The sequence below is a fragment of the Mycobacterium sp. NGS24 genome (assembly GCF_059813065.1).
The window spans coordinates 1-25,932 of sequence record NZ_JCALDW010000032.1 but is presented as its reverse complement, the minus strand read 5'-3'; the positions used below and the strand labels follow the sequence as shown (position 1 = coordinate 25,932).

The window sequence follows — 25,932 nt, the reverse complement described above, 5'->3', positions numbered from 1 at the left end:
CTCTCAAGAATTTCCTCGACCGCGTGTGAAGGCAAGTGCTGATGTCAAGCGCAGGCGGCACCAGCCCGTTGCTGGCTAAACTGCGATGGACTCAAGACTCGAGGGGACAGATCATGGTGCCGAAAGCCTTCGCGTTGCTGGTCGTGGCCGTGGGGTTGGCCGCACCGGCCTTCGCCGACACCAAAGACGACGCGTTCCTAGCCAACCTCAACACCTCCGGCATGAGTTTCGGTCCGCCGGACAGAGCGATCGCGGTCGCGAAGACCATCGTCTGCGGGTCCCTGCACGACAATCCCGGCAATACCAATGCGGAGCTGATCGCCAAGGTCATCGATGCGACCAACTGGCCGTCGTTAACCGCCGCCTACTTCACCGGCGCCGCCATCCAGGCGTACTGCCCCCAATACGGCGGTGCCCTGACTCCGCCGAGCGTTCCCAGCAAGGTTCCCACCTCGCCCCCCAGCACCGCCCCGGCGGGACCGACGACACCGAGCGTCCAGTCAGCGTGACGGCGGGTCGGCGCGTGCCCTCCTCGCGGCGCCGGTGAGTTCGACGCGATAGGTCACCGCGGCAGCCGCCCGACGGCGCGCACCTCCTCTGGCACCTCGTCGAGGGTGTATGTCTCTCTCAGGCCACTTGAGGAAGTCCGCGCTGGCAGCCCTCAGCGCACGCCACCGAGGAACTCGACGAGCAAGTTCTCTACCGCGGCGCCACACATCACCTGCCTACTAAGCGGTCCTGTTCGATTGCAGGTGGATTTCCAAACCGAAACTCGATCGCCACCGCTCCCGGTCACGCCAGCCCAACCCACCCAATCTGGCCTGCGACCAGGACGGCGACCACCACCAACAGGACCACGTCGACCGGGCGGATGCGCACGTTGTCGGCCGGGCTCATCCTCATCTCGCGGGCAATCAGGAATAGCGGGAACGTAACGCTGATCGCGGTAACGAACCCGCCGAAGACATAGAGCCACACGAACTTCACGCCGTGCTTTCGAGCCTCGACCACCATCAGGACCACAGCGGCAAGCGCCAACACGACAAGATCACCGGTGTACGACCGGCTTGCCGGAGTGACTTTCAGGTCGTTCATGAAGTCGTGCATGAACCCCCCGAAGGTGTAACTGAGATTGGGCACCCAGGTCGCAAAGAGTCCGACGAAGGCGATGCATCCGTAGACCGCGCACCGCACAGTCCGGGAAGTGAAGCCGCGGGACGGGGCCTCGGCGTTGTCAGTTGGAGTCATTCACCAACGCTAAAAGGCCACGACCTGTTTTCACAGCAGAATCCCGGCCCGACGGCTATCCGTGTCGGAACTCCACCACGTCCCCATCGGCCATCACGTAGTCCTTGCCCTCCATCCGGACCTTGCCGGCGGCTTTGGCCGCTGCCATCGAACCGGCGGCGACGAGGTCGTCGAACGACACGACCTCGGCCTTGATGAATTTCTTCTCGAAGTCGGTGTGGATCACGCCGGCCGCCTTCGGCGCGGTGTCACCCTGGTGGATCACCCACGCGCGCGCTTCCTTGGGCCCGGCGGTCAGATAGGTCTGCAGGTTCAATGTGTGAAATCCGGCCCGCGCCAACGCATCCAGACCCCGCTCGGTCTGCCCGATCGACTCCAGCAGCTCAGCGGCGGATTCGTCGTCGAGTTCGATGAGTTCGGATTCGATTGCAGCGTCGAGGAATACGGCATCGGCCGGCGCGACGAGCGCACGCAACGCGGCGATCCGCTCGGGATCGGTCAGCACCGCCTCATCGGCGTTGAACACGTACAGGAACGGCTTGGTGGTCAGCAGGTTCAACTCCCGCAGCAGCGTGGCATCCATCCCGGCACCGAACAGCGTCTTGCCGCCGTCGAGGATCTGCTGGGCGGCCACCGCTGCGTCGTACAGCGGCTTGCGCTCTTTGTTGGTGCGGGCTTCCTTCTCCAGCCTGGGCAGCGCACGCTCGAGTGTCTGCATGTCGGCCAGGATCAACTCGGTCTCGACGATCTCGATGTCGGATCCCGGGTCGACCTTGCCTGAGACATGCGTCACATCGTCGTCGGCGAACACCCGCACCACCTGGCAAATGGCATCGCACTCGCGGATGTGGGCCAGGAACTTGTTGCCCAGGCCGGCTCCCTCCGACGCCCCCTGGACCAGACCGGCGATGTCGACGAAGGTCACCGGCGCCGGCACGGTCCGCTCGGATTTGAACAGTTCGGCCAGTTTGTCCAGCCGCGGATCGGGCAGCGACACCACACCCTCGTTCGGTTCGATCGTCGCGAACGGGTAGTTGGCCGCCACCACGTTGTTGCGCGTCAACGCGTTGAAAAGGGTCGACTTGCCGACGTTGGGCAAACCCACGATTCCGAGGCTCAGGCTCACGGGAAGGCAAGTCTACGGGGGACGCTATCGGCGAGTGCCTGGCGATATACGGGCTCTCGCCCGAATTGCCGGTACGGTCAACGTGTGTCAGCGCAGCGGGACAGGTCGACGGTGCAGCCCAGCCACCGCTCAATCGTCCCTACCATCCCGGGTGTGCCCTGGTGGGCGGCGGTCCTCATCGCGGTCGGAACCACCGCGGTGGGGTATCTGATCGACTCCGGACATAAGGAGCTGACCCATGTCTTCGCCGGGTGTTACATCGCCGGATGTGTGGCGGCGGTCCTGGCGGTACGGCACGCCGCGGTGTTCACCGCGGTCATCCAGCCGCCGCTCATCCTGTTCTGCAGCGTGCCCGGGGCCTATTGGCTGTTCCATGGCGGCAAGGTCGACAAGTTCAAAGACCTGCTGATCAATTGCGGATATCCGCTCATCGAGCGTTTCCCACTGATGTTGGGCACCGCGGGCGGGGTGTTGCTGATCGGCATGATCCGCTGGTACTTCGGCAAGAACGCCGCAGCTGTTCCCGATGCCGCCAATGACGATGAGACCGCGCCCGAGCGGCCCTCGCTGTTCAGCGGCATCGCCGCCAGAGTGAGCTCGCTGTTGGCCGGTCTCTCGGGTGACGACGTCGATGCAACTGAGGCCCCCCAGCCGGCCCATGCGAGGTCTCGGACCGCGAAGACCAGCCGGACCGCGCGAACCAGCCGTTCGGCGCAGCGCCCGGCCCGGACCCGCTCCCGGCATGCTCGGCCGGACGATCCGTACGAGACCGACGAGGAGCGCCCCCGCCGCAGCGCCCGTCGCAGTTCGGTGGCCGACAAACCCGACTTCGACCCCGCCGACCCGCCCCGCCGCCCCCGTCGTCGCCGACCGGACGAGGGTGACACCGATCGGGGCGCCCCGCCGCCGCGGGACGTGCGTCGAGAACCGCGCCCGCGTCGCGGCTCCTACGAACGGTCCTACGAACGGCCGGAGCCCCGTAGCAGCCGCTTCGATCCGTACGACAGTTACGACCGTCCCGAGTCACCTGCCCGTGGTGAACGCCGCAGCCGACACGAGCGGCGCAGCGGTGGCTACGAACCATATCCGCCGTACGAACCGTCCTACGAGCCCCGCAGCCGTCGCGCCGCACCCGCGGGATCGAACGGGTCCAACCCGACGCATCATCCGATCTCCCAGGTGCGGTACCGCGGTCAAGCCGGTCAAGCCGCGCGAGGTGAATCCCAGGACGAGGCGCGTCCGGAGCGTCGCAATGGCTCCCGGGCACCGCGCAGGCGCACCCCTGATCCCTGGGACTACGAGGCTTAAGACTTGGACCGCGCCGGGCGGATCTCCCGGGGCAACGCGAACACCAGCGTCTCGTTGGCCGTGGTCACCGGTTGCACCATGTCGTAGCCATGCTCGGCGAGCCGCTCGAGCACACCCCGCACCAGCACCTCGGGGACCGATGCACCGGAGGTCACCCCGACGGTGTGGACACCGTCCAGCCACGCCGGGTCGATGTCGTCGGCCCAGTCCACCAGGTACGCGGCCCGGGAGCCGGCACCCAGCGCCACTTCGACCAGCCGTACCGAGTTCGACGAGTTGCGGGAGCCGACGACGATCACCAGCTCGCATTCCGGCGCCATCGCCTTGACCGCGACCTGACGGTTCTGGGTGGCATAGCAGATGTCGTCGCTGGGCGGATCTTGCAGTTTCGGGAAACGCTCGCGCAACCGCTCGACGATCTCCATGGTCTCGTCGACCGAGAGCGTGGTCTGCGACAGCCAGATCACCTTGTCCTCGTCCCGGACGGTGACGTGGTCGACGGCTTCGACACCGTCAACCAGCTGCACGTGATCTGGGGCTTCGCCGGCGGTGCCGATGACTTCCTCATGGCCCTCGTGGCCGATCAGCAGGATGTCGTAGTCGGCGCGGGCGAACCGTCTGGCCTCGTTGTGCACCTTGGTGACCAGCGGGCAGGTCGCGTCGATGGTCTGCAGGTTGCGCGCGGCGGCGGCCGCATGCACCGTCGGGGCGACGCCGTGCGCGGAGAACACGACGATGGCCCCCTCGGGCACCTGGTCGGTTTCCTGCACAAACACCGCACCGGCGCTGGCCAGCGTGTCCACCACGTGCCGGTTGTGCACGATCTCGTGCCGCACGTAGACCGGGGCGCCGTGCTTCTCCAGCGCACGCTCGACGGTCTCCACGGCGCGATCCACCCCGGCGCAGTAACCACGCGGCTCGGCCAGCAGCACCCGCTTACGGGTCGGGGAGTCGACCACCGAGCTCGAAGCACCGGGAATCCCCATGTCAACAGTGGGCACCATGTCCTTCAGGGTACGTTCCGCCGATACCCCGTCGCCATTTCGCGAGCAGGGCGCGCGCTCAGCTTGGACTTAGCCGCTGCTTGAGGCAGTCTTGGACTCATGACTACTGCACCGTATGGGTTTCGGCTGCTGGTCGGCGCGGCGACAGTCGCCGTCGAGGAGACAATCAAGCTCCCGCGAACGATCCTCATGTACCCGATGACGTTGGCGTCCCAGGCGGCTCATATCGTGATGCGCTTTCAACAGAACCTCGCTGAACTGGCCATCAAGGGCGATACCACGCTGGAGTCGCTGTTTCCGCCGAAGGACGAGCAACCCGAGTGGGCGACGTTCGACGAGGACCTCGAGGTGCTGGACGGCGGCGGTCAGGGCGGCTTCTCCGCCATCCCGGTCGACGGCGTGGACGGCGAGCGCCGCACCGAGGGCCGCTTTGCGCTGTACTCGGTGTCCGACACCGCCGAAGCCGCCGACTCCGCGAGGCCGCCGACCGACCAGCCCAGCACCCCTGCGGCCGGCGTACCGGTCCCGGCGGTGGCGACCGAACTCGACTACCCGCAGTTGACCCTGGCGCAGTTGCGGGCCCGGCTGCAATCTCTGGACGTTGCCGAACTCGAAGCCCTGCTGGCCTACGAGCAGGCCACCAAGGCCCGCGCGCCGTTCCAGACGCTGCTCGCCAACAGGATCACCCGCGCGTCCGCGAAGTGACACCAGCTCCGCAGCAGAAACCCACGGCGAACTCTGTCGACAACCCCTTCCCGGTCCGCGCGGTCGCCATCCGCGTCGCCGGCTGGATCGACCGGCTGGGCACCGTCTGGGTGGAGGGTCAGCTGGCCCAGATCAACCTGCGACCCAACACCAACACGGTCTTCATGGTGCTGCGTGATCCGGCGGCCGACATGTCGCTGACCGTCACCTGTTCGCGTGAGCTGGTACTCAACGCTCCGGTGAAACTTACCGAGGGCACCCAGGTGGTGGTGTGCGGCAAGCCCTCCTTCTACACCGTGCGGGGCACATTCTCGTTGCGCCTCAACGAGATTCGCGCTGTCGGTGTCGGAGAACTGCTGGCCCGTATCGACCGGCTGCGCCGGTTGCTGGATGCCGAAGGGCTGTTCGATCCGCGGCTCAAGCGCCCGATTCCGTTCCTGCCCACCATGATCGGCCTGATCACCAGCAGAGGCAGCCACGCCGAGCGGGATGTCACCACGGTGGCCACCACCCGCTGGCCGGCGGTGCGCTTCACCATCCGGCACGCCGCGACCCAAGGCGTCAACGCCGTCGCACAGATTGTCGCTGCGCTGGCAGAACTCGACCGGCACCCTGATGTCGACGTGATTGTGATCGCCCGCGGCGGTGGCAGCGTCGAGGATCTGTTGCCGTTCTCCGACGAGACCCTGTGCCGAGCAATCTCGGCCTGCCGCACTCCGGTGATCAGCGCCGTCGGACACGAACCGGACAATCCGCTCTGCGACCTGGTCGCCGACGTGCGGGCGGCCACCCCCACCGACGCCGCCAAGATGGTGGTGCCCGACACCGCCGCCGAGCAACGCCGGATCGACGAGCTGCGCAAGCGCACTGCTCAGGCACTGCGCAACTGGGTGTCACGCGAGCAGCGGGCACTCGCACAGTTGCGCAGCCGTCCGGTGCTGGCCGACCCGCTGCGCATGGTGATCACGCGCGAGGAGGAAGTGCAACGAGCCCGCTCGGCGCTGCGGCGTGACATCAAGCGGTTGCTCGCCGGGGAGACCGAGCGCGTAGGCCACCTCTCTGCCCGGTTGTCGACACTGGGCCCGGCGGCAACCCTGGCCCGCGGCTACGCCGTGGTCCAGGTCGTGACCCCCTCCGGCGCCGAGGTGCTGCGACGCACCGACGACGCACCGGCCGGCACCGGGCTGCGGGTGCGGGTCGCCGACGGAGCCATCGCAGCGGTGAGCGAGGGACGCACTGATGGATCCTGATCCCCGGCACGAGACGACTACACCTATTAGTCAGCTCGGCTATGAAGATTGCCGCGACGAGTTGATCGACGTTGTGCGACTGCTGGAGCAGGGCGGCCTGGACCTCGATGCGTCGCTGAAACTCTGGGAAAGAGGCGAGCAACTCGCGAAAAGGTGTGAGGAGCACTTAGCTGGTGCCCGCCAACGGGTGACCGATGCACTCGCCGCGGGCGACCCTGAATAGGGCCGGCTGCGGTCAAACTCGGACACCTGTTCTATTCCAAACTGGAACACGTTTCAGTTATGCTCCCCGGTATGGGTGATGCAGCACTGACAACCGAACTCGGCAGCGTCCTTGTCACCGGCGGATCCGGCTTCGTCGGCGCCAACCTGGTCCGGACCCTGCTGGAGCGCGGACATCAGGTCCGCTCCTTCGACCGCGCCCCCTCGCCCCTGCCCCAGCATCCGAAGTTGGAGGTGCTGCAGGGTGACATCACCGATGCCGCCGTCTGCGCCGCGGCGGTGGACGGCATCGACACGATCATCCACACGGCCGCGATCATCGACCTGATGGGTGGCGCGTCGGCGACCAAGGAATACCGGCAGCGCAGCTTCTCGGTCAATGTCGGTGGCACCGAGAACCTCGTCACGGCCGGCCGCAAAGCGGGTGTGCAGCGGTTCGTCTACACCGCCTCCAACAGCGTGGTGATGGGTGGGCAGGACATCACCAACGGCGACGAGACGATGCCCTACACCGACCGGTTCAACGACCTCTACACCGAAACCAAGGTCGCCGCTGAGAAATACGTGCTCGGCCAGAACGGTGTCGACGGCATGCTCACCTGCTCGGTGCGACCCAGCGGCATCTGGGGCACCGGTGACCAGACGATGTTCCGCAAGCTGTTCGAGAGCGTGATCAAGGGCCACACCAAAGTGCTCGTCGGACCCAAGTCGGCAAAGTTGGACAACTCCTACGTGCACAACCTGATTCACGGCTTCATCCTGGCCGGCGAACACCTGGTGGACGGCGGCACCGCGCCGGGGCAGGCTTACTTCATCAACGACGGCGAACCGATCAACATGTTCGAATTCGCCCGTCCGGTGGTCGAGGCATGCGGCGAAAAGTGGCCCAAGGTAAGGGTTCCCGCCCCCCCGGTACGCCTCGCGATGACGGCATGGCAGCGGCTGCACTTCCAATTCGGCGCTCCCGCACCGCTACTCGAGCCGCTGGCCATCGAGCGCATTGCCATCAACAATTACTTCTCGATCGCTAAGGCCCGCCGCGACCTGGGCTATGAGCCGCTGTTCACCACCGAGCAGGCCCTCAAGGAATGCCTGCCCTATTACGTCGACCTCTTCCACAAGATGAAGAGCGAAATGAAGGCCGGCAAGAAAGCCGGCGCGGCTACCGGAAGCTGACCATCTGGGCGCCCCAGGCTTCCCTGATGCGCGCATCCACGTCGTCGACGATGGTGTCGCGCTTGTCGATCACCAGACACGGGCGATTCGGCTCGGAATAGCGCGGCCAGGCCGGCTCACCGGCCGGGCCATCGGGCTCACCGTGCGCCGCGAAATTCAGCCACCGCGTCCGCATCCGGTGGGAGACGGCGGTGGCGGTCTTGGCACCCCCCAGCTTCAGCGACATGTCCTGCGGCGCGCCGAGAGTGCCCCACACATAAGGCAATTCGGTGGCATGAGCGGCTCGTACCGTCAACAGCTTGAACACCGGTGTCGCATAGTCGAACCGGTACAGGTACACCGGCGCTACCCTGCTGTGGCCGTCGGCCAGCCACACCGACGGCATCCGGAAGCCGATGTCGGTGGCCATCCCGACGCTGCGCGACTTCTGCCGGCGCGAGTAGGCCGACCCGAACTCCTCGAACGTGGGCAGTTGCAGGTCGGGCTGCTCGACGGCGATCTGACTGAACATCGTGGTGATCGCATGCGGCGTGATCGGCATCAGCGGTGAGCGCAGCAACCGGAACAACGCCGCCTCGTGCTTATTGGTCCCGATGATCAACGGAATCGGCAACAGGCGGCCCTCCTGCGCCAGTTTGACCGGCTGATCCTCCAACAGGTCACCGTCGACGATGGGGACGAACGCCAGCGTGCCCGGATTGCTGACGGGGATCTCGTTGAACACTTCACTGGTCGCCGCGATCAGCGCCTCGGTGGACGCGGAGGCCACCTTGTGCCCCTCGGACTCGGCGATACCCAGTTTGTTGAGCACAGCCACCGAAACCCGGCGGCCCCTGTCCTGGTCGTACACCGATGTGGCGGGCGAACTCTGCGCAATAGCCCGAACGAACAACCCCGCGGCGGCAGCGACGCCCAACAGCGTCGTCACGATTCCGGCACCGGCGGACTCGCCGAACAGGGTCACGTTGTCGGGGTCGCCGCCGAACGCCGCAATGTTGTCGCGTACCCAGGCCAACGCGGCCAGCACGTCGCGCAGCCCGATGTTGGAGTCGAACTGCCGCTGCGCACTGCTGAACGACGACAGGTCCATGAATCCCAGCGCCCCGACCCGGTAGTTGACCGTGACCACCACGACGTCACCGTCGGCGGCCAGGACATGACCGTCGTACAACGGCTGGCTGCCCGAACCCAGCACGTAGGCGCCACCGTGCAGCCACACCAGCACCGGTTTCCCGGCGCCCGGGTCGGTGCCGGCCGGCGCCCAGATGTTCAGCCGCAGACAGTCCTCGCCCTGTGGTGCACCCAGGTCCAGCTTCATGTTGGGCAGCGTCGACTGCGGACAGGCTGGCCCGTAGGCGGTGGCGTCGGCGACCTCGGTCCACGGCTCGGGCGGCGCCGGCGCCCGGAACCGCAGATCATCGATGGGCGCCTTGGCGAACCGGATGCCTTTCCACGCGGTGACGCGGCCCGGCGGGCCGGCCAAGTCGGCGCCACGCACCGGACCGTAGCTGGTCTCGACCACAGTCATGCTGTTCCTTCCCAACCGTTAAGGTTACGGAGCGCGCTCAACATACCCGCGGAGGGCGGTCTCGGTCAGGGCATGAACACCGAATTCACGCTTACCCAGAAGCGCGCGCTTGCTATCGTCACGATCCTCGCGGTGTTGTTCGGTTTGTACTTTCTGCGCAGCTATTTCGTCCTCGTGGTGGTGGCCGCCGTCGGGGCTTACCTGTTCGCCCCGCTCTTCGAGTGGTTCAACAAGCGCCTCAACACCGGGCTGTCCGCCACCTGTACCCTGCTGTCCGCGCTGGCGATTGTGATCGTGCCGCTGAGTCTGCTGGTGAGCCTGGCCGTTGTGCAGATCGCCCGGATGGTCGACTCGGTTGCCGAGTGGGTCAAATCGACCGACCTGAGCACGCTGGGCGACAAGACGTTGCACCTGGTCAACGAGTTGCTCGGCCGGGTGCCGTTCGTGCACGTCACGCTCACGGCGGAGAACCTGCGCAAGTCGATGGTCTCGGTCGCACAGAACGCGGGCCACTGGCTACTGAACGTGCTGCAGAACACGGCAGGCAGTCTGGCCGGCACCATCACGTCGGCGATCATTTTTCTGTACGTGTTCGTCGCGCTGCTGGTGCACCGGGAGAAGATCCGGAACCTGATCGCCCAGCTCAACCCGCTCGGCGAAGAAGTCACCGACCTGTATCTGCAGAAGATGGGGTCGATGGTGCGCGGCACCGTCAACGGGCAGTTCGTGATCGCCCTCTGCCAGGGTGTCGCCGGCGCCGCGTCGATCTACCTGGCCGGATTCCACCAGGGCTTCTTCATCTTCGCGATCTTGCTGACGGCGTTGTCGATCATTCCGCTCGGCGGCGGGATCGTGACCATACCGTTCGGCATCGGGATGTGCTTCTTCGGACACATCGGCGGCGGGCTGTTCGTGGTCCTGTTCCACCTGATCGTGGTCACCAACATCGACAACTTCCTGCGGCCGGTGCTGGTGCCGCGTGATGCCCGGCTGAACTCGGCGCTGATGCTGCTCTCGGTGTTCGCCGGGATCAGGATGTTCGGTCCGTGGGGCATCATCATCGGCCCGGTTCTGATGATCGTCATCGTCACCACCATCGATGTCTACCTTGCGGTCTACAAGGGTGTCGAACTCAAACCGGTGCACGATAAACCGGTGCAGCGCAAGTGGTTTGGGCGCCAGAAGAATACACACCAGAGGGACGGGGCTTGATGGCGCGCGAACCCATCCCGACGTGGAACTTCTCCTTGGTGCTGGTTCGGCTGGGCCGACGGTTCCTGTTGGTGCATGAACGCAAACACGGCCAACTCTGGTATTTGCCAGCCGGACGGGTCGAGCCGGGCGAGACCTTTGCCATCGCGGCGCGCCGCGAGACGCGGGAGGAGGCCGGCATCGACATCGTGCTGGACGGGGTGCTGCGGATTCAGCACACGCCCCTGCCGGGCAACGCCCGGATGCGTGTCATTTTCGTGGCCCACCCAGCTGATGACACTCCGCCGAAGTCGGTGCCCGATGACGAGTCCCTGGGCGCGGCGTGGTTCACCGTTGAGGAGATGGCCCGCCTGCCGCTGCGCGGGGCCGAAGTCGCCAACCTCGCCCGCGAGGTGCTCGAGGGGGCGTTCATCCATCCGATGTCGCTGTTCGGGTAAGCCCACATCAGCGTGACCGGGGCGCCGCAGCGTCCTTGAGTTGCACCACTCGGCCGCCGACTCCCCGGACATCGGCCACCCAACAACGGGCGCCAAAAAGCTGTCGTGAGCCGCAATTCAATTCGGGGTGCTCAACACCCGCGGCATGAGTTCAGCAGGCTAAGTGAGCCGCTCGGTGAGGAACTCGACCACCCGCTTGCGCGCCTCGAAGGCGGGTTGACCGTCGATCTCACGGACCTGGTCGGTGAGCACCGAGTGCGCCATCCGGCTGAACCCGTGCTCGTTGCCGGGGCCGGAATCGATTTCGATCACCTCGAAGGCGTCACCCAGACGTGCCTTGAGCGTCTTGAACCGCTCACCCGGTGCCATCGCGTCCGCGCTGAACCGCAGTCCCATTGCGCACAAGCCATCGTTGGCGCAGCGATCGGCGACGACACTAAGTTCGGACTCGCTGAGCCCGGGGTCGCGGCGATGCTTGCCGGTCAGCGGAAACGGCACCGACGGCTGGCTGAGCACCGGGGCCAACACACTGTCATCGACGGCGGCGGCCAGCGCGAACCCACCGGTGAAGCACTGCCCGATCACCCCGACTCCCTTGCCGGGCGTCGCGGCGTTCAGATCGCGGGCCAGCGCCCGCAGGAACAGCGATACCGGCCGCTCCTTGTTGGTGGCCATCGCGGCGAATTCCTTTGCCACACAACCCCGGCTGATCTCGGCCAGGACATAGGGGATCGATATCTTTCGGCCGGGACGGCCGAAGAGCGACGGGATGGCGACGGTGAACCCGTTGTCCACCAGATGATTTCCCAACCCGAGCACGCCGGGATGGATGCCCGGCATCTCCGGGATCAGCACCACCCCGGGACCCGACCCCTTGCGGTACACGTCGTGGGTGTAGCCGGCGGCGGTGAACGGCGCCGCCGACCAGCCGGACAGATCTGCTTCGGGTGCGGTCATCCGGGGTGCCCTTCTATCGGGTAGCGGCCAGCGGCTGCTGCGCTTGCGTCGCGGCAGCCAGCGTACGGAACTCGTCGGGGCTGCCGGCGCCGGTGATCGCGATCTGCGTGGGGCCGGCCGGGCTGGCCAGGCGAGTGGTCCACACCGGCTCGACGGCACCGTCGCGGTCCGCGCCCTGGTAGACCACCCAGCTGGTCCCGGCGATGTTCTCGACGCCCCGCGGGTACATGCCCGAATGGATGGAACCGACCAGCTTGTCTTCGTCGGCGTTGCTCTGGGTCAGGCTCAGATACATCCCGGTCGGGCTGAGGTAGCCCACGGTCGACGTCGCCGCGTGCAGGTGCTCGTCGTGATCGGTGCGACCGCCGTCGATACCGCCCCGGCCGCCCGAATTGGGTCGCCAGCCGCCCGGCAGTTGCGGCAGGCGGATCGGGAAGCCCAGCGTGGCCGCGTCGGCCCGCAACGCGGTGGCCGCGTCATAGGACGGGACCGTGCCCCGGTTGGGGCCGCCGGGGGAGATCGAACACATCCCCACCATGCCCGCCAGCAAAATGCAGCCCACCACCAGCGGGGCCAGCGACCAGAACATGTCACGACCGTCCTGCAGCAACCGCGGCTTGGCCGGCTTGGGGGTCGGTTGCGGCTCAGTGGTCACTCCCCGAGTATCCCAGCTCCAGCCCGGCGTTCCGCTTCTGGGACAATCGCGCCATGACTGCACAGGGATCCGGCGCGCCGCACAGCGCCGTTGCAAGCCCGTCGGCCGCCCGACCGCCCCGTGGTGAAGCTCCCGACCGCAACTTGGCCATGGAGCTGGTCCGGGTCACCGAGGCGGGCGCGATGGCCGCAGGCCGGTGGGTGGGGCGCGGCGACAAGGAGGGTGGCGACGGCGCCGCGGTCGACGCCATCCGCGAGCTGGTGAATTCGGTGTCGATGCGCGGCGTCGTGGTGATCGGCGAGGGCGAGAAAGACGAAGCGCCGATGCTCTACAACGGCGAAGAAGTCGGCAACGGCGACGGACCGGAGTGCGACTTCGCCGTCGACCCGATCGACGGCACCACCCTGATGAGCAAAGGCATGCCCAACGCCATTTCGGTGCTGGCGGTGGCCGACCGCTACGCCATGTTCGACCCGTCGGCGGTGTTCTACATGAACAAGATCGCCGTGGGGCCCGAGGCCGCACACGTGCTGGACATCACCGCACCGATCGGTGAGAACGTCCGCGCAGTCGCGAAGGTCAAGGGACTGCTGGCGGCCGACATGACCGTGTGCATCCTGGACCGCCCCCGGCACGCACAGTTGATCGCCGATGTCCGCGACACCGGCGCCCGCATCCGGCTGATCACCGACGGCGACGTCGCCGGCGCGATCTCGGCGTGCCGGCCCGGCTCCGGCACCGACATGCTGGCCGGCATCGGCGGCACGCCCGAAGGGATCATCACCGCCGCCGCGATCCGCTGCATGGGCGGGGCGATCCAGGCACAGCTGGCGCCCAGGGACGACGCCGAACGTCGCAAGGCGCTGGACGCCGGCCACGACGTGGAGCGGGTGCTGACCACCGAGGACCTGGTGTCCGGCGAGAACGTCTTCTTCTGCGCCACCGGAGTCACCGACGGCGACCTGCTCAAGGGCGTGCGGTATCAGCCGGGCGGCTGCACCACCCAGTCGATCGTGATGCGGTCCAAGTCCGGCACCGTGCGCATGATCGAGGCCTACCACCGGTTGTCCAAGCTCAACGAATATTCCGCAATCGACTTCACCGGCGACACCAACGCCGCCTATCCCCTGCCGTAACCACTCTCAGTGAGGATCTGACTTATGGCCGACTCCGCCAGCAACGACGGCGACTACCGCATCGAGCACGACACCATGGGTGAAGTCCGGGTGCCGGCAAAGGCGTTGTGGCGCGCCCAGACTCAGCGGGCGGTAGAAAACTTCCCGATCTCCGGGCGCGGGCTCGAGCGCGCCCAGATCCGCGCGCTCGGGTTGCTCAAGGGAGCGTGCGCCCAGGTGAACAAGGACCTGGACTTGCTGGCACCGGAGAAGGCCGACGCGATCATCGCCGCCGCCAACGAGATCGCCGACGGCCAGCACGACGATCAGTTCCCGATCGACGTCTTCCAGACCGGTTCGGGCACCAGCTCGAACATGAACACCAACGAAGTGATCGCCAGCATCGCAGCCGGCAACGGCGTGACGGTGCATCCCAACGACGACGTCAACATGTCACAGTCGTCCAACGACACTTTCCCGACCGCCACCCACATCGCGGCCACCGAAGCCGCGGTGAGTCATCTCATCCCGGCGCTGCAGGTGCTGCAGGATGCGTTGGCGGCCAAGGCTTTGGAGTGGCAGACAGTGGTCAAGTCGGGTCGGACGCACCTGATGGACGCCGTTCCGGTGACGCTGGGCCAGGAGTTCAGCGGATACGCCCGCCAGATCGAGGCCGGTATCGAAAGAGTGCGCGGGTGCCTCCCCCGGCTGGGCGAACTGGCCATCGGCGGCACCGCGGTCGGAACCGGGCTCAACGCCCCCGAAGGATTCGGCGTGAAGGTGGTCGCGGTGCTGGTGGAAAAGACCGGCATATCCGAGTTGCGCACGGCGTCAAACTCTTTCGAGGCGCAGGCAGCGCGCGACGGGTTGGTGGAGGCTTCCGGCGCGTTGCGCACCATCGCGGTGTCGTTGACCAAGATCGCCAACGACATCCGCTGGATGGGGTCCGGCCCGCTGACCGGGTTGGGCGAGATCCAGCTGCCCGACCTGCAGCCGGGTAGCTCGATCATGCCGGGCAAGGTGAATCCGGTGCTGCCGGAGGCGGTTACGCAGGTCGCGGCGCAGGTGATCGGCAACGACGCCGCCGTGGCGGTCGGCGGGTTGTCGGGCGCGTTCGAACTCAACGTCTATATCCCGATGATGGCCCGCAACATCCTGGAGTCGTTCAAGCTGTTGACCAACGTCTCCAGGTTGTTCGCCGAGCGCTGCATCACCGGACTGGTCGCCAACGAAGAACGGCTGCGCGAACTGGCCGAATCGTCGCCGTCGATCGTGACGCCGCTGAACTCGGCCATCGGCTACGAGGAGGCCGCCGCGGTGGCCAAGCAGGCGCTCAAAGAACGCAAGACCATCCGCCAGACTGTCATTGATCGCGGCCTGATCGGCGACAAGCTGTCCGAAGAGGAACTGGATCGCCGACTCGACGTGTTGGCGATGGCCAAAGTCGAACCGATCGACTGAACGAGCAGAGCTGCCGCGTCCCCCGGATAATCGGTGACGCTGGTCCGTGGTCGCCGCGGGGAAGGCGGATAACGAGAATGAGAGTGGTTGACCTATGACGGTGCCTCCCGGCGGCCCTTACGGCCAGGATCCTTACGCACCGAATCCTTATGGGCAGCAACCCTATTGGGGTGGACCGCCGCAGGGCCAGCCCCCGACACAGGGTGAGCCCTACGGTTACCCACCCCCTGCGCAGCACGGCACCGACGGTTGGGGCGCCCCGGGTTACCCACCGCAGCAGTATGCGCAGCCCGGCCAGCAGGTGCCGCCGGGCTGGGGTCCGGGCGGTTACCCGCCGGGGCCGCCGCCGCGTAACTCGAAGCTGCCATGGCTGATCGTCGCCGGCATCGCACTGGTGGGCGTCATCATCCTGGTGGTGATCTTCGTGGCATCGCTCAACAGCGGCAATGACCCCGCCTCGACCGCGTCGTCGACCAGCACCAGCACCGAGGCCCCCTCGGGCCCGGGCAGCGGCCAGCAGACCGCAACGGACTGCGCCTCCAACGTGTCCGGCGGCGCCAAGCCCACCGGTGACACGGTGAGTGCAGGCAAATTGTCGTTCCCCGCCAGCGCGGCACCAGGGTGGGCGCCGTTCATCGACGATCAGAATCCGAATCTGATCGACGCGGTGGGCCTGGGCCGCGAAGTGCCCGGCGGCAGCCAGTGGATGATGCAGGTCGAAGTGGCCGTGACGAACTTCGTGACCAGCATGGACGTCAGCGCGCAGGCCGGCAAGCTGTTGGACTGCCTGGCCAATGGTCCCGGCTACAACCAGGTTTCGCCGACGCTGGGACCCAAGACGACGTCGTCGACGACGGTCGACGGGGTGAAGGCGGCCCGCGTGCAGGCCGACATCTCGATCGCCGACACCACGCGCGGCGTCAAGGGCGACACGGTCACGGTCATCGCGGTCGACACCAAACCGGTCACCGTCTTCTTCGCCGCCGTCCCGATCGGTGACTCGGCGTCGCAAGCCGTTGTCGACAGTGTCATCGCGGCACTGAAGGTTTCGCGCAAGTAGCCGGGCGCTAGTCGATGCTGGTCGGCGCCGAGACACGGGTGGGTTCGGAGCGGCCCCGCAACACCGTGGAGTAGCACTCGGCCCAGCAGTTGCGCTCTGCGCCGGCGCGCTCGATCGCGGCACCCGAGCACAGGATTCGCCGTTCGGAGGTCTTGGCGAGGTCGGCCAGCCGGGCGGCTTCGTTGACGGCGTCGCCGATCACGGTGTATTCGTACCGGTTCTCCGCACCGATGTTGCCGGCGAACATCCGGCCCGCCGACACCCCGATGCCGAAGTCCACCAAGGGAAGTCGGCGCAGCTTGCGGGCCAGCGCGCGCGCCGTGGCCAGCGCGTCCGACGCCGGCTCGTCGGTGCGCAACGGAGCACCGAAGATCACCAGGGCCGCGTCACCTTCGAATTTGTTGATCAGTCCCCGATATTCGTCCACGGTGTCCACCACGATGCGGAAGAAATCGTTGAGTAACTCGGCAACCTCTTGCGGCGGCAGGTTTTCCGCGAGCCGGGTGGAGCCGACCAGGTCGATGTAGAGGACCGCCGCCTCCACCACGTCACCGGACAGGGAGGTACCTTCCTCCAGCGCCCGGCGGGCCACGTCGGCTCCCACGTGGCGGCCGAACAGGTCGCGGATCCGCTCGCGTTCCTCCAGGCCGGCGACCATCCGGTTGAAGCCGCTCTGCAGCCGCCCGATCTGGGAGCGCTCGTAGACCCCGACGTAGGTGGCCATGTGACCGTGCTCGATCTCGCCCATCGCGTCGGCAACCTCGCCGAGCGGATCCGAGATCGAGCGGGACGTCAGGATCATCGTCGGCAGTCCGAGGACCAGCGCTGCCATCGCCACCACCAGCACCGGCACGTCCAGGGCGGCCGATGAGTCGATGAGCCACCCCGCCGAGCGCAGGGCGACGACCGTTGCGATCACGCCGATGGGCAGCGCGCTGACCAGAAACCACAGCAGGACCATCCGGGCGAACACGCCCGGTACGGCCAGGCGCGGCTCGCAACCCCGGGTGGCGACACCCATGATCGGCCGCAGGGTGCGCTGCGCCAGCAGCAGGCCGGTGCCTGCGGCGGCGGCGGCGCCGATCACCACTCCGATCGCGATGGGCACGATCAGCGCTGCTCCGCCACTGAGGTTCAGCAGGATCAGGATCACGCCGCACGCCGTGTAGGCCGCGGCCATCAGCAGCGACTGGCGGCCCGCGATCTTCATCGCGGCCTCGCGCTGCTCGGGGGTGGGTTCGTGGCCCGGGGCATACCAGCGCAGCGTCGGGGCGATGATCGCGGCACCGCCGATCGCGACCCCGCAGGTTGCCAGCAACACCAGCAGCACCACCAGACCGGTATTCTTCTCGGCGAAGTCGGCGCTGGCGATGCCCGGCGTGTGACCGCGCAGCGGGATCAGGATCGCGGCGGCGTCGGCGACGGCCAGCAGATAGGCCAACGCCAGGTCGGTTGCGTACCGAAACGAGAGCCGCACCGCGGACTTCGGCGCCTGCTTACCCTCAACCACCGTTGTTCGGCCCGCCCGAGTTCTGCCCCGGAATATCGGTGATCGGCAGATTGGGCATCGGCTTGGGCGAGGGAGTGTTGGGCAGCGGCGGCACCTGGACTGCCGGGATATCGCGCAAGGTGTGCACCGGCGGCCCGTTCTCCCGGCTGCCGTAACTGCTGCCGGGGGCGCGGGGCCCGAGCATTTCGCTGACCGTCACCAAGTGGTAGCCATTGGCCTTGAGCACCGGGATGAACTGGTAGACGAGGTCGACGGTGCTCGAGTAGGTGTCGTGGAACAACACCACCGAGCCCGGTTTGATCTGGGCCATCAGCACCTGGCGGGTTGCCGCGGTGTTGGCGTCGTTGGCCCAGTCGAAGGGAATGACGTCCCAGAGGATCTCGGCCATGCCCAGTTGCGCGGCGGTCTGACGCACCTGCGCATTCGACAGGCCGCCTGCCGGCCGGTAGAGGGTGGGCCGACGGCCCGTCGCGGCGGCGATCGCGTCGTTGGCGCGGGTGAACTGGCTGGCGATCGCCTCGGGCGGGATGGACGTCATGTTGGGGTGTTCCCAGGTGTGGCTGCCGATCTCCATGCCCGCGTCGGCGATGCGTCTCGCGCCGCCAGGATTGGCTGCCACTTTGTTGCCGATCAGGAAGAACGTGGCCCGGGCGTCGTCGTTCCGCAGGATTTGCAACAGCCGGTCGGTGTAGGGGGACGGCCCGTCGTCGAAGGTCAGGGCGATGCACTTGACGATCGAGCAGTTCAGGCTGTCGGCGCGCGTGACGTGGCCGGTCAAACCACCGATCACCAGGATGACCACCGCGGCAACGACGCCGAAGACCATGCGCCCGTAGCGCCAGGCCTGGTTGTCGGGTCGTTTCGGCACGCAGGCAGTTTACCGAACCGCCGCCCGGCGACAGCGCCGTCAGTGCGGCCCGGCGATCTCCTCGAGCATCTCGGTGACCAGCGCCGCGATCGGCGAACGCTCGCTGCGCAGCAGCGTGATGTGGGCGAACAGCGGGTGACCTTTGAGCTTTTCGATCACCGCGGCGACCCCATCGTGGCGGCCGACCCGCAGGTTGTCGCGTTGAGCGATGTCGTGGGTGAGCACCACGCGGGACCCGGTGCCCAACCGGGACAACACGGTCAGCAGCACGTTGCGTTCCAACGACTGGGCTTCGTCGACGATCACGAACGAGTCGTGCAGCGACCGGCCCCGGATATGGGTCAGCGGCAACACCTCGAGCATGCCGCGGGACAGCACCTCCTCCAGCACCGCCGGGCTGGCCAGCCCTTCGAGGGTGTCGAAGACGGCCTGCGCCCAGGGCCCCATCTTGTCGCTCTCGCTGCCCGGCAGATAACCGAGTTCCTGGCCGCCCACGGCGTAGAGCGGACGGAACACGACCACTTTGCGCTGGGTGCGGCGCTCCAGCACGGCTTCCAGCCCGGCACACAGCGCCAGCGCCGATTTGCCGGTCCCGGCCTTGCCGCCCAGGGACACGATGCCCACCGACTCGTCGAGCAGCAGGTCCAGGGCCACCCGCTGCTCAGCGGAACGGCCACGCAGCCCGAACACCTCCCGGTCGCCGCGGACCAACTGAACCCGCTTGGCCGGGGTGACCCGGCCCAGCGCGTGCGAGGTACCGCCGAGCAACCGAATTCCAGTGTGACACGGCAGGTCCCGGGCCTCACCCAGGTCGATCTCACCGTCGGCGAACAACGCGTCGATGTCCTCGGTGGCCGTCTCGATCTCGCGCATCCCCGACCAACCGGAGACGACGACGTCCTGCGCGTGATACTCGTCGGCCGGCAGACCGACGGCGGCCGCCTTGACCCGAAGCGGAATGTCCTTGCTCACCAACGTGACTCGCTTGCCCTCGGCAGCGAGGTTGGCGGCGCAGCTCAAGATCCGGGAGTCGTTGCTGTCGGTCCGGAAACCGGCGGGCAACACCGCCGGGTCGGTGTGATTGAGCTCGACGTGTAGCGAACCGCCTTGTGCACCAACCGGAATCGGCTGATCGAGCCGGCCGTGCTCCAACCGCAGATCGTCGAATAACCGCAATGCCTGACGGGCGAACCAACCCAGCTCATGGTGATGGCGCTTGGCTTCCAGTTCGCTGATCACAACCAGCGGAACCACCACCTCGTGCTCGGCGAACCGGCTGCATGCCCACGGGTCGGAGAGCAGCACGGAGGTGTCGAGCACGTACGTCCGGGTTTCGGTCACGGGGCGCTCCTCGAGCGAATGACGCCCGGGCGGACCCACTCGAGCGTGTCGGCGGGGGCCGCGGCACCAGGACCGGGGCCGGTCCTGCCTTTCCAACGACCGGTGCAATGACCGGTGCAGGAACCGGGAGTGCCGCCCTGGCAGCAGAGCAGATCGCTGGCCATCGGAAGCGACGCTACTCCGGTGGCTGCACCGCCGCAGTGCAGGCGCGCCGAGACACCGGAAACCGGTTGATCAGTGCCGAATTGCTCGTCAGTCCGTGACGAATTGGTGCAGCGCCGGCTCGTCGGCCAGACCCCAGGCGCTGATGCGCTCGGAGATCACCTGCTGCAACTGCGCCTCGTCGTAGATGCCGGCGTCGGCCACGTTCTGCAGCTTGTCCCGGTAGGCGTCGATGTCGGCACCGGGCACCTGAAGCTCGGCCGCACACGTGGCGATCGCCGTGATCGTCTCGTCGTGGGTGTAACCCAACAGGTGGGTGACCAGGCTGGCCCAGAATTCCTCGTGCCGCGCTTCGTCTCGGGCGATCCGGTCGATCAGGCCGGCCAGGATGGGCTCCTCGATCCGGGCGGCCAGGTTGCGGCAGAACGTGGCGTAGGAACGTTCCACGAAGGCCATGTACACCAACGTCTCGACCTGCGAGTAGGTTTCGGCGCGGTAGCCCTTCGTCACGTACTGGACGCGGGCCTGCTCGTTGGCTGTCGGGTCCATCTCGCGCGTGACCACCAGGTACTGGCGCAAAGCGATTGCGTGGTGGTGTTCCTCGGCGGTCCAGCGACCCAACCACCGGCCCCAGTAGTCCTCGAGGATGAAGTGGTCGATGAGCTCGCGGTGATGGGCGGCCAGATTGTCCTTCGTGAGCAGCAGGATCTCGCAGGCGTCGATCAGCGGCCGGGGCAGCGTGGCCTGAGAGGGATCCCAGTCGCGCCCACCGAGGAACGCGAAGTTCTCACCGCGGTCGAACGGTACGTAGTCGTGGGCGAACCACAGGTCCTCTGTGCTGAGGTGGCGATCGTGGAGGGCTTCGACCACGGGTTCGAGTTCCAGCGTCAGCGCATTAGCGACAGGTTTCTGTGCCATGCGGTAACTGTAACTCGCATACACAGACGCTTTCAAATTTGACGCGCCGTGATCGCCACCACCCGCGACAGGCGCAGAGCACCCGTTTTCGGGGCTGTTCCGGCTCCCGGCTCAGCGGCCGACCAGGCTCCAGTCTTCGAGGCCGTCGTACAACGGGAACTCGCGGGCCAGCCGCGTCACCCGCTCCCGCAGCCCGGCCACCTGCCCCTCGGAGGCCGAGGTGCCGGCCGCCAGCGCCGCCGCAATGATGTCGGCGACTTCGGCGAACTCGGCGTCACCGAAGCCGCGGGTCGCCAACGCGGGGGTTCCGATCCGCAAGCCCGACGTCACCATCGGCGGTCGCGGGTCATTGGGGACGGCGTTGCGGTTGACGGTGATACCCACCTCGTGCAGCAGGTCCTCGGCGGCCTGGCCGTCCAGCGGCGAATTGCGCAGGTCGACCAGCACCAAATGGACATCGGTGCCGCCGCTGACCACCGAGACACCGGCACTGGCGACATCGTCGGCCAGCAGCCGCTCAGCCAGGATCCGGGCGCCGGACAACGTGCGCTGCTGACGTTCGGCGAACTCCGGGGTGCCGGCGATCTTCAGCGCGACCGCCTTGCCGGCGATGATGTGCATCAGCGGCCCACCCTGCTGGCCGGGGAACACCGCGGAGTTGATCGCCTTGGCGTACTCCTGCTTGCCCACGATCATCCCGGACCGGCCACCGCCGAGCGTCTTGTGAATCGTGGTGGACACCACGTCGGCGTGCGGCACCGGCGAGGGGTGCAGACCCGCGGCGACCAGACCGGCGAAGTGCGCCATGTCCACCCACAACTTGGCGCCGACCTCGTCGGCGATGGACCGGAACGCGGCGAAATCCAGCACCCGCGGGTAGGCGGACCAGCCGGCAATGATCACCTTCGGGCGGAACTCGAGCGCTTGGGCCCGCACCACGTCCATGTCGACCAGGTGGGTGGTCGGGTCTACACCGTAGAAGGCGTTCTCGTACAACTTGCCGGAGAAGTTCAGGCGCATGCCGTGGGTCAGGTGGCCGCCGTTGGCCAGGTCCAGGCCCAGCAGCCGCTCGCCGGGCGCCATCAGGGCGTGCAGCACCGCAGCGTTGGCCTGTGCGCCCGAGTGCGGTTGCACATTGGCGAAGTCGGCACCGAACAGCGCCTTGGCCCGGTCGCGGGCGATGTTCTCCACGACGTCGACGTATTCACAGCCGCCGTAGTAGCGCCGCCCGGGCAGCCCCTCGGCGTACTTGTTGGTCAGCACGCTGCCCTGGGCCTGCAACACCGAACGCGGCACGAAGTTCTCCGAGGCGATCATCTCGAGGGTGTCGCGTTGGCGCCCGAGTTCCTTGCCCAGCAGCTCTGCGATGTCGGGGTCGACCTCGGCCAGCGGGGCGGACATCACATGGGAGGAAACGCGGGCGTCAGGTGCGGCAGTCACGGTGGTCAGTCTATCCAGCGCATATTTGACCGGCCCACCCGTGAGGCCCGCTGACGTTGCTGCAAAAATAGGCCAATGCCGCGGCCGAGCGAGCCGAGCCCGTATGTCGAGTTCGACCGACGGCAGTGGCGCGCGCTCCGGATGGCCACCCCGTTGGCCCTCACCGAAGAAGAGCTGATCGGGTTGCGCGGCCTCGGTGAGCAGATCGACCTGTTGGAGGTCGAAGAGGTCTACCTTCCGCTGGCCCGGCTGATCCACCTGCAGGTCGCGGCCCGTCAACGACTGTTCGCGGCTACCGCGGAGTTCCTGGGCGAACAGCAGCAGAACCCGAACCGTCCGGTGCCGTTCATCATCGGAGTGGCCGGCAGTGTGGCCGTCGGCAAATCGACCACCGCCCGGGTGCTGCAGGCACTACTGGCCCGCTGGGATCACCATCCCCGGGTGGACCTGGTGACCACCGACGGCTTCCTCTACCCCAACGCCGAACTCGATCGACGAAACCTGATGCACCGCAAAGGGTTTCCCGAAAGCTACAACCGTCGCGCGCTGATGCGGTTCGTCACTTCGGTGAAGTCCGGTTCGGAGGCCGCCTGCGCCCCGGTGTATTCGCACCTGCATTACGACATCATCCCGGGTGCCAAACACGTGGTCCGCCACCCCGACATCCTGATCCTCGAGGGTCTGAACGTGTTGCAGACCGGTCCGACGCTGATGGTGTCGGACCTGTTCGACTTCTCGCTGTATGTCGACGCCCGGATCGAGGACATCGAACAGTGGTACGTCTCGCGGTTCCTGGCGATGCGCAGCACGTCGTTCGCGAACCCGGAATCGCACTTCCATCACTACGCGGCGCTGTCGGACCCGCAGGCCGTGGTCGCCGCCAAGGAAATCTGGCGCTCGATCAACCGGCCCAACCTCATCGAGAACATCCTGCCGACCCGGCCCCGCGCCACGTTGGTGTTGCGCAAGGACGCCGATCACTCGATCAACCGGCTCCGGCTGCGCAAGCTCTGACGGCGGCCCCGCGTCGGCTCTGCGGTGCGGGCGGCGGGCAGCCGCACTTAGTCGCCCAGGGCGCAACGTCAGCGCGATTCGTCCTAGACCGCCTGCGCTTCGAGCACGCTGAACGGCGAGGCGGTCACCACCACCCGGCGCAACCGGTAGCCGGCACGGTCGAACAGCCGCTCGAATTCCGCTGCCGTTCGTTCCCGCGCGTCGAGGGCGAGCAGCATCTCGAGGTCCAACCAATTGCCTACGAATTCCCGGTGGTGTTCGGGGATCACAAACTCGATCAGCAGCAGGTGGCTGCCCACTTCCGCCGCCGCCCGCACGTTGCGCAGGATCCGCACCGCGTCGTCGTCGGGCCAGTCGTGGATCACGCTTTTGAGGACGTACGCGTCTCCCCCGGCCGGGACCGACTCGAAGAACGACCCCTCGACTACCTCGATGCGGTCGGCCACACCGCGTTCGGTCAGCACGGCCGGGGCCCCCGCCACCACCTGCGGTTGGTCGAACAACACCCCGCGCGCGGTCGGGGTAGCCGCCAGTATTTCCGCCAGCAGGCGGCCGTGCCCACCGCCGACGTCGACGATGGTGGCGAACGCGCTGAAGTCGTAGGCGGCGATCACCGGGCCGATCGACAACGCCGATCCGCCGGTCATCGCCTGGTTGAAGATCTCGCCGAGTTCCGGCTCAGCGGCGAGGTACTCGAACGCCGGCTTGCCGCGCAGCGCCGGTATGACGGATCGGCCGGTACGGATCGCGTCGGTCAGATGGCTCCAGTGCTCCCGGTGCTGAGGCGACCCCAGCCAGCGGGCCCAGCCGGTGAGCGGCACCTCGGCGTCCCGGCGCAGCGTGCCGGCCAGTGGAGTCAGGTCATACCGACCATCGCGGCGCTGCCGGAACACGCCCCTGCTGATCAGCGCCCTGAGCAGGCGGGCCACGGCATCGGGATCGGCGTCGACCGCGGTCGCCAATTCCTGGGCCGTCAGCGGCCCGTCGGCGAGCGCGTCGGCGATGCCGAGTTCGGCCGCCGCGACGATGGCCTGGGACACCCACGCGTTGGAGACCATCTCCATCATCGCGACCGGCGGCGGCACCATGCGGCGGTGCAGCGCGGCCAGATGATGGCGCGCGGTGTCGATCAGCTGAACAACTCTGGGCGGGGGAAGTTTGGGCATGGGATGTCCTTTCCTTGCGCGCGTAAGCGCAGTCGGGCTTCGGGCGACGACGGTCAGTCGTTGGAAACGGGGACCCGGCCGCGCAGATCGGCGGCGATCAGCTTCGCCGCCGCATACTGCCAGTTGCGCAGCGAGCGCTGCGGCACCTCGGTGACCAGCCACTGCCCTGCCTGGCGTGCGGCCGGATCCAGACCTGCCGCGAAGCCGCACAGCCCGGCTGAGGCCAGCACCGGCACGGGCTTACGCGGATCGCGGCCCAGCAAATACCGACCCAGCCACCCGCTCGGTGGGCACACCGCCACCGACAACGCAGCCATGCAACCTAGTTTGGCACGGCCAACTTGCCATCGCTGCGTCAGCAGCCGGCCTACGCCGCTACGTGGTGGTGGTGACGAGGCTCGCCCGGAACGGCGAAATGGCTGCCAGCGCCTGTTGCAGCGCACTCATCTGGCCGTGCAGGAAACCGGAGACCTGGCTGCCGATGTTGCCGACGCCAGACATCAACGCGGCCCCGGCCACATCGCTGGTGTTGGCGATGCCCGACATCGCCTCGCCCAGGTTCTGCCAACCCGACAGCAACGAACCGGAGTTGTACCAACCCGACGTCAACGCCCCGTTGGCATTGGCGAAACCCGAACTCAGATCGCTGGAGTTGAAGAACCCGGACGTACCACTGGAACTGCCGTTGAAGAAACCCGACGACAGCGACCCGGAAGAGTTCCCGATACCGAGCAGGCCCGGTGCCGTGAGGTTGAGTTGGCCCAGCAGTGTCATGTCGATGGGGATCTGGATATTCGCCCCGACCATGAGGTCCTTCAGGACGATCGGGTTGATGACGATGGGGTCCACCACCGGGGACAGGAGGGTTCCCTCGAAAGTGAAAGTGAAGAGAACTTGAATCGAGACGTCGACTGGGATGCCGAACTGAGGGATCGGTTGAATGGTGATCGGGTAGAAGAATCCGGTGATGGGGATGGCCACGTTGGTAGCCGCCACCAGATCGATCGGAATCGCCGGGAAGTTGATCGGGATGGTAGCTCCTTCCACCC

Annotated in this window: 25 protein-coding genes and 1 pseudogene; 12 read left to right on the top strand and 14 right to left on the bottom strand. The window is 66.9% G+C overall.

The genetic code is table 11. The features are described from left to right. Window positions 1-113: 113 nt before the first annotated feature. Window positions 114-509, top strand: coding sequence for a DUF732 domain-containing protein (locus AC5Y6Y_RS25220; RefSeq protein WP_499927852.1), 396 nt, complete (start codon window positions 114-116; stop codon window positions 507-509). A gap of 283 nt (window positions 510-792) precedes the next feature. Here the strand turns inward: AC5Y6Y_RS25220 and AC5Y6Y_RS25215 are convergent, their stop codons facing one another. Both AC5Y6Y_RS25215 and ychF read right to left on the bottom strand, forming a co-directional pair. After that, the gene (locus AC5Y6Y_RS25215) at window positions 793-1,248 is read right to left on the bottom strand and encodes a DUF2834 domain-containing protein (RefSeq protein WP_499930764.1); all 456 of its coding nucleotides are present in this window, start codon (window positions 1,246-1,248) and stop codon (window positions 793-795) included. Between the two features lie 55 nt (window positions 1,249-1,303). Next, window positions 1,304-2,374: a redox-regulated ATPase YchF gene (gene ychF, locus AC5Y6Y_RS25210; protein WP_463828843.1), complete on the bottom strand. Its 1,071-nt coding sequence runs from the start codon at window positions 2,372-2,374 to the stop codon at window positions 1,304-1,306. An 84-nt stretch (window positions 2,375-2,458) separates the two neighbouring features. Here ychF and AC5Y6Y_RS25205 point away from each other — a divergent pair, with 84 nt between their 5' ends. Beyond that, on the top strand, window positions 2,459-3,682 hold the full coding sequence (locus AC5Y6Y_RS25205) for a DUF6542 domain-containing protein (RefSeq protein WP_499930762.1): 1,224 nt from the start codon (window positions 2,459-2,461) through the stop codon (window positions 3,680-3,682). Here AC5Y6Y_RS25205 and AC5Y6Y_RS25200 read toward each other — a convergent pair. Further along, on the bottom strand, window positions 3,679-4,686 hold the full coding sequence (locus AC5Y6Y_RS25200) for a 4-hydroxy-3-methylbut-2-enyl diphosphate reductase (RefSeq protein ID WP_499927858.1): 1,008 nt from the start codon (window positions 4,684-4,686) through the stop codon (window positions 3,679-3,681). The genes AC5Y6Y_RS25205 and AC5Y6Y_RS25200 overlap by 4 nt on opposite strands. Before the next feature lie 99 nt (window positions 4,687-4,785). On the opposite strand from AC5Y6Y_RS25200, the gene AC5Y6Y_RS25195 reads away from it, so the two are divergent. The 4 genes from AC5Y6Y_RS25195 to AC5Y6Y_RS25180 are packed head-to-tail and all read left to right on the top strand — an operon-like array spanning window position 4,786 to window position 8,039. Beyond that, entirely contained in the window at window positions 4,786-5,391 is a 606-nt protein-coding gene (locus AC5Y6Y_RS25195; RefSeq protein WP_499930760.1) for a lipid droplet-associated protein, read from the top strand. After that, window positions 5,388-6,641 carry an exodeoxyribonuclease VII large subunit gene (xseA, locus tag AC5Y6Y_RS25190; RefSeq protein WP_499930758.1) on the top strand — a complete coding sequence of 418 codons (1,254 nt, stop codon included), beginning with the start codon at window positions 5,388-5,390 and terminating at the stop codon, window positions 6,639-6,641. Before AC5Y6Y_RS25195 ends, xseA begins: the two co-directional genes overlap by 4 nt. Further along, entirely contained in the window at window positions 6,631-6,864 is a 234-nt protein-coding gene (locus AC5Y6Y_RS25185; RefSeq protein WP_463828838.1) for an exodeoxyribonuclease VII small subunit, read from the top strand. The genes xseA and AC5Y6Y_RS25185 overlap by 11 nt, the downstream gene beginning before the upstream one ends. Window positions 6,865-6,923: 59 nt before the next feature. Then, a complete protein-coding gene (locus tag AC5Y6Y_RS25180) occupies window positions 6,924-8,039 on the top strand; it encodes a 3-beta-hydroxysteroid dehydrogenase (protein ID WP_463828837.1) in 1,116 nt (371 codons plus the stop codon). On the opposite strand, the gene AC5Y6Y_RS25175 is transcribed toward AC5Y6Y_RS25180, so the two are convergent. Then, on the bottom strand, window positions 8,026-9,567 hold the full coding sequence (locus tag AC5Y6Y_RS25175) for a carboxylesterase/lipase family protein (RefSeq protein ID WP_499930756.1): 1,542 nt from the start codon (window positions 9,565-9,567) through the stop codon (window positions 8,026-8,028). The two genes, AC5Y6Y_RS25180 and AC5Y6Y_RS25175, sit on opposite strands and share 14 nt — an antisense overlap. A gap of 72 nt (window positions 9,568-9,639) precedes the next feature. Between AC5Y6Y_RS25175 and AC5Y6Y_RS25170 the strand changes: the two genes are divergently transcribed. Both AC5Y6Y_RS25170 and AC5Y6Y_RS25165 read left to right on the top strand, forming a co-directional pair. Further along, complete coding sequence (locus AC5Y6Y_RS25170; protein WP_499930754.1) at window positions 9,640-10,779, top strand: AI-2E family transporter; 1,140 nt, start codon at window positions 9,640-9,642, stop codon at window positions 10,777-10,779. Beyond that, window positions 10,779-11,216 (top strand): NUDIX domain-containing protein, encoded by a 438-nt coding sequence (locus AC5Y6Y_RS25165; protein ID WP_499930752.1) that lies wholly within the window; start codon window positions 10,779-10,781, stop codon window positions 11,214-11,216. Before AC5Y6Y_RS25170 ends, AC5Y6Y_RS25165 begins: the two co-directional genes overlap by 1 nt. Before the next feature lie 159 nt (window positions 11,217-11,375). Here AC5Y6Y_RS25165 and AC5Y6Y_RS25160 read toward each other — a convergent pair whose 3' ends face one another. Continuing rightward, on the bottom strand, window positions 11,376-12,173 hold the full coding sequence (locus tag AC5Y6Y_RS25160; RefSeq protein ID WP_499930750.1) for a dienelactone hydrolase family protein: 798 nt from the start codon (window positions 12,171-12,173) through the stop codon (window positions 11,376-11,378). Between the two features lie 13 nt (window positions 12,174-12,186). Then, on the bottom strand, window positions 12,187-12,828 hold the full coding sequence (locus AC5Y6Y_RS25155) for a DUF4245 domain-containing protein (protein ID WP_499927871.1): 642 nt from the start codon (window positions 12,826-12,828) through the stop codon (window positions 12,187-12,189). 53 nt (window positions 12,829-12,881) lie between these two features. On the opposite strand from AC5Y6Y_RS25155, the gene glpX reads away from it, so the two are divergent. The 3 genes from glpX (at window position 12,882) to AC5Y6Y_RS25140 (ending at window position 16,464) form a co-directional block, all read left to right on the top strand. Beyond that, window positions 12,882-13,964 carry a class II fructose-bisphosphatase gene (glpX, locus tag AC5Y6Y_RS25150; RefSeq protein ID WP_463828831.1) on the top strand — a complete coding sequence of 361 codons (1,083 nt, stop codon included), beginning with the start codon at window positions 12,882-12,884 and terminating at the stop codon, window positions 13,962-13,964. A 24-nt stretch (window positions 13,965-13,988) separates the two neighbouring features. Further along, window positions 13,989-15,404 carry a class II fumarate hydratase gene (locus AC5Y6Y_RS25145; RefSeq protein ID WP_463828830.1) on the top strand — a complete coding sequence of 472 codons (1,416 nt, stop codon included), beginning with the start codon at window positions 13,989-13,991 and terminating at the stop codon, window positions 15,402-15,404. 94 nt (window positions 15,405-15,498) lie between these two features. Beyond that, window positions 15,499-16,464 (top strand): hypothetical protein, encoded by a 966-nt coding sequence (locus AC5Y6Y_RS25140; RefSeq protein WP_499927873.1) that lies wholly within the window; start codon window positions 15,499-15,501, stop codon window positions 16,462-16,464. 7 nt (window positions 16,465-16,471) lie between these two features. On the opposite strand, the gene AC5Y6Y_RS25135 is transcribed toward AC5Y6Y_RS25140, so the two are convergent. The 5 genes from AC5Y6Y_RS25135 to glyA all read right to left on the bottom strand — a co-directional run bounded on the left by AC5Y6Y_RS25135 (window position 16,472) and on the right by glyA (window position 22,664). Then, the gene (locus tag AC5Y6Y_RS25135; RefSeq protein ID WP_463828860.1) at window positions 16,472-17,911 is read right to left on the bottom strand and encodes an adenylate/guanylate cyclase domain-containing protein; all 1,440 of its coding nucleotides are present in this window, start codon (window positions 17,909-17,911) and stop codon (window positions 16,472-16,474) included. A 55-nt stretch (window positions 17,912-17,966) separates the two neighbouring features. Continuing rightward, a complete protein-coding gene (locus AC5Y6Y_RS25130; protein WP_463828828.1) occupies window positions 17,967-18,842 on the bottom strand; it encodes a polysaccharide deacetylase family protein in 876 nt (291 codons plus the stop codon). 39 nt (window positions 18,843-18,881) lie between these two features. Next, window positions 18,882-20,183, bottom strand: a complete 1,302-nt coding sequence (phoH2, locus tag AC5Y6Y_RS25125; protein WP_499930748.1) for an RNA 5'-3' helicase PhoH2 — start codon at window positions 20,181-20,183, stop codon at window positions 18,882-18,884. A gap of 252 nt (window positions 20,184-20,435) precedes the next feature. Beyond that, entirely contained in the window at window positions 20,436-21,263 is an 828-nt protein-coding gene (locus AC5Y6Y_RS25120) for an acyl-ACP desaturase (RefSeq protein ID WP_499927876.1), read from the bottom strand. Window positions 21,264-21,374: 111 nt separating this feature from the next. Further along, window positions 21,375-22,664: a serine hydroxymethyltransferase gene (gene glyA / locus AC5Y6Y_RS25115; RefSeq protein ID WP_463828859.1), complete on the bottom strand. Its 1,290-nt coding sequence runs from the start codon at window positions 22,662-22,664 to the stop codon at window positions 21,375-21,377. Window positions 22,665-22,778: 114 nt separating this feature from the next. On the opposite strand from glyA, the gene coaA reads away from it, so the two are divergent. Beyond that, window positions 22,779-23,717, top strand: coding sequence for a type I pantothenate kinase (gene coaA, locus AC5Y6Y_RS25110; protein WP_463828824.1), 939 nt, complete (start codon window positions 22,779-22,781; stop codon window positions 23,715-23,717). A gap of 83 nt (window positions 23,718-23,800) precedes the next feature. Here coaA and AC5Y6Y_RS25105 read toward each other — a convergent pair whose 3' ends face one another. The 3 genes and pseudogenes from AC5Y6Y_RS25105 to AC5Y6Y_RS25095 form a co-directional block, all read right to left on the bottom strand. After that, a complete protein-coding gene (locus AC5Y6Y_RS25105; protein WP_499930746.1) occupies window positions 23,801-24,883 on the bottom strand; it encodes a methyltransferase in 1,083 nt (360 codons plus the stop codon). Window positions 24,884-24,936: 53 nt separating this feature from the next. Then, window positions 24,937-25,200 (bottom strand): hypothetical protein, encoded by a 264-nt coding sequence (locus AC5Y6Y_RS25100; protein ID WP_499930788.1) that lies wholly within the window; start codon window positions 25,198-25,200, stop codon window positions 24,937-24,939. A 58-nt stretch (window positions 25,201-25,258) separates the two neighbouring features. Continuing rightward, window positions 25,259-25,932, bottom strand: a pseudogene (locus tag AC5Y6Y_RS25095) (hypothetical protein); the annotation flags it as partial.

Excerpts from the sequence above, each read along its gene's own strand:
- AC5Y6Y_RS25160 (WP_499930750.1), bottom strand. The coding sequence starts at position 12,173 with ATGACCGCACCCGAAGCAGATCTGTCCGGCTGGTCGGCGGCGCCGTTC.
- AC5Y6Y_RS25195 (WP_499930760.1), top strand. The coding sequence starts at position 4,786 with ATGACTACTGCACCGTATGGGTTTCGGCTGCTGGTCGGCGCGGCGACA.
- glyA (WP_463828859.1), bottom strand. The coding sequence starts at position 22,664 with ATGTCCGCCCCGCTGGCCGAGGTCGACCCCGACATCGCAGAGCTGCTG.
- glpX (WP_463828831.1), top strand. The coding sequence starts at position 12,882 with ATGACTGCACAGGGATCCGGCGCGCCGCACAGCGCCGTTGCAAGCCCG.
- AC5Y6Y_RS25170 (WP_499930754.1), top strand. The coding sequence starts at position 9,640 with ATGAACACCGAATTCACGCTTACCCAGAAGCGCGCGCTTGCTATCGTC.
- AC5Y6Y_RS25180 (WP_463828837.1), top strand. The coding sequence starts at position 6,924 with ATGCTCCCCGGTATGGGTGATGCAGCACTGACAACCGAACTCGGCAGC.
- AC5Y6Y_RS25120 (WP_499927876.1), bottom strand. The coding sequence starts at position 21,263 with ATGGCACAGAAACCTGTCGCTAATGCGCTGACGCTGGAACTCGAACCC.
- AC5Y6Y_RS25215 (WP_499930764.1), bottom strand. The coding sequence starts at position 1,248 with ATGACTCCAACTGACAACGCCGAGGCCCCGTCCCGCGGCTTCACTTCC.
- AC5Y6Y_RS25145 (WP_463828830.1), top strand. The coding sequence starts at position 13,989 with ATGGCCGACTCCGCCAGCAACGACGGCGACTACCGCATCGAGCACGAC.
- AC5Y6Y_RS25105 (WP_499930746.1), bottom strand. The coding sequence starts at position 24,883 with ATGCCCAAACTTCCCCCGCCCAGAGTTGTTCAGCTGATCGACACCGCG.
- AC5Y6Y_RS25100 (WP_499930788.1), bottom strand. The coding sequence starts at position 25,200 with ATGGCTGCGTTGTCGGTGGCGGTGTGCCCACCGAGCGGGTGGCTGGGT.
- AC5Y6Y_RS25185 (WP_463828838.1), top strand. The coding sequence starts at position 6,631 with ATGGATCCTGATCCCCGGCACGAGACGACTACACCTATTAGTCAGCTC.
- AC5Y6Y_RS25140 (WP_499927873.1), top strand. The coding sequence starts at position 15,499 with ATGACGGTGCCTCCCGGCGGCCCTTACGGCCAGGATCCTTACGCACCG.
- AC5Y6Y_RS25175 (WP_499930756.1), bottom strand. The coding sequence starts at position 9,567 with ATGACTGTGGTCGAGACCAGCTACGGTCCGGTGCGTGGCGCCGACTTG.
- AC5Y6Y_RS25200 (WP_499927858.1), bottom strand. The coding sequence starts at position 4,686 with ATGGTGCCCACTGTTGACATGGGGATTCCCGGTGCTTCGAGCTCGGTG.
- AC5Y6Y_RS25165 (WP_499930752.1), top strand. The coding sequence starts at position 10,779 with ATGGCGCGCGAACCCATCCCGACGTGGAACTTCTCCTTGGTGCTGGTT.
- AC5Y6Y_RS25220 (WP_499927852.1), top strand. The coding sequence starts at position 114 with ATGGTGCCGAAAGCCTTCGCGTTGCTGGTCGTGGCCGTGGGGTTGGCC.
- coaA (WP_463828824.1), top strand. The coding sequence starts at position 22,779 with ATGCCGCGGCCGAGCGAGCCGAGCCCGTATGTCGAGTTCGACCGACGG.